The 1939-nt window shown below is 65.8% G+C and carries 2 protein-coding genes; both read right to left on the reverse strand.

The window, feature by feature from the left end; translation table 11 throughout:
• Positions 1 to 41 precede the first annotated feature (41 nt).
• Positions 42 to 911, reverse strand: a complete 870-nt coding sequence (locus ACIPIA_RS15145) for a flagellar motor protein MotB (RefSeq protein WP_400510743.1) — start codon at positions 909 to 911, stop codon at positions 42 to 44.
• Positions 912 to 939: 28 nt separating this feature from the next.
• A partial coding sequence (gene motA / locus ACIPIA_RS15150; RefSeq protein WP_400510744.1) for a flagellar motor stator protein MotA occupies positions 940 to 1939 on the reverse strand: 1000 nt, incomplete at its 5' end.

Consider the following 1939-nt stretch of genomic DNA (forward strand, 5'->3'; position numbering starts at 1 on the left):
CTCAACCGCATTCCGCCGCGGCGCCCGGGGGCGCATTCTCGTCAGGGAAAGACGCCCGGGGGCAGCGGCGGCTCCGCGTTGAGCAGCGTGATCGTCACGCGCCGGTTCGGCGGGATGTAGGGATTGTCGACGAAAAGCGGTTCGGTGTCGGCGCGTCCTACCACGGAAGCGAAGCGGTTGCTGGGGAGCCCGGCACCCGACAGGATCTCGCGCACGGCGAGCGCGCGCCCTGCGGTGAGGCTCCAGGAATCGACGGCCGGTGCAGAGCCCGGGCGCGCAGCGGCCGTGTGGCCGGTGACGGAAAGCTGGTTGGGCAGCCGGCGCAGGGTGGGGGCGATCGCCTCCAGCACGAGGCGCGTGCGCTCGTAGGGCTGTAGCGAGCCCTCGGGGAACATCGAGCGGCCGTTCTCGTCGACGAGGGAAACGTTCAAGCCCTCCTTGGTCGGCTCGATCACGATGTTGCGCGAAAGATCGGCGATCTCGGGCATGTTCTGGAGCGCCTGCCGGAGGCTGGCCATGGCGGCGTAGTTGGCCTGGGCCCCGGCCGCGGGGCGGCTGATTTCGCGGTCGCTGCGGCCCGAGCTGGGCGGGCGTGCCTTGTCATCCTGCCCGACGGTGCCCCTCGCGGCATCGCGGGGCGCTGACGGCCTGCTGCCTGCCTTGTCCAGGGCGGTGCCCATCAGGACGCCGCCAGCGCCGCTGGTCGTAAGACTCGGGGCCGCCGGCGCGAAATATTCCGCCAGGCCGACCTTCTGCTCCTGCGTCGTCATGCTGATCAGCCACATCAGCAGAAAGAACGCCATCATGGCGGTCACGAAGTCCGCGTAAGCGATCTTCCAGGCCCCGCCGTGGTGCGCGTGTGCGGCCTTCTTGACCTTCTTGATGATGATCGGCTGGGTGGGCTTGGCCATCGGATCCCTGCTGGAGGTTGGGTGATATCTAGGCGGGCAGAGCGGCGGTTGCCGCTTCCACTTCCGCGAAGGTCGGCCGGACGTCGCTCATCAGAGCTTTGCGGGCAAACTCTACCGCCATCACCGGCGGTTGGCCGCCGATATGGGCAAGGAGCCCCGCCTTGAGTGACAGGAAGTACTTGGATTCCGCCTCGAAGGTGCCCTTGAGGGACTGCGCCATGGGCCCGAAGAAGCCGTAGGCGACGAAGACGCCGAAGAACGTGCCCACGAGCGCGCCGCCGATCAGATGTCCCAGCACCTCCGGCGGCTCGGTGATCGCCCCCATCGTCTTGATCACGCCGAGCACGGCGGCGACGATGCCGAGCGCCGGTGTTCCGTCGGCGAGCGACTGCATGGCTGCCACCATACGCTCCTGCTCCTGATGGTGGGTCTCCAGCTCTTCGTCCATGAGCGCGTCGATCTCGTGGACGTTGTTGGCGCCCATCGTCAACATGCGCATGTAATCGCAGACGAACTCGACCGCATGATGGTTCTCTGCAAAAGTCGGGAACGCGTTGAACAGCGTCGAATCGCTCGGGTTGTCGATGTGCTCCTCGACCGCGAGCATGCCCTTCTGCTTCACAAGCTTGTACAATGAATACTGCATCCCCAGCAGCTCGACATAGCATTCCTGCTTGTACTTGGGGCCCTTCATGAGCGTCCCGAGCATGGCGGGCACGGCCTTGAGCACCGGTGCGGGGTTGCCGATGACGAAGGCACCGATCGCCGCACCGAGGATGATGACAAACTCGAAGGGCTGCCAGAGAACCTCGAGGTGGCCGCCCATCGCCGCGTAGCTGCCGAAGACGCAGACGAAGACGATGATTGTGCCGACGATCAGCCGCATGGTTTGCCACCCTCGCACCGCAGCAGGTATAGCCCACGCGAAGCCACTACTGCTCCGACGAAATGACCGATTAAGATTAAGGGCGAGTTTACGGCCGCGCGCGGGCCTGGAAGCGCCGTCTTTGGGCACCGCTTCGAGCTTC

The organism is Allobosea sp. CER48, assembly GCF_044752385.1.
Classification (GTDB): Bacteria; Pseudomonadota; Alphaproteobacteria; order Rhizobiales; family Beijerinckiaceae; genus Allobosea.

Bases quoted from the DNA above. Each gene is read 5' to 3' on its own strand.
- ACIPIA_RS15145 (WP_400510743.1), bottom strand. From the start codon at position 911: ATGGCCAAGCCCACCCAGCCGATCATCATCAAGAAGGTCAAGAAGGCC.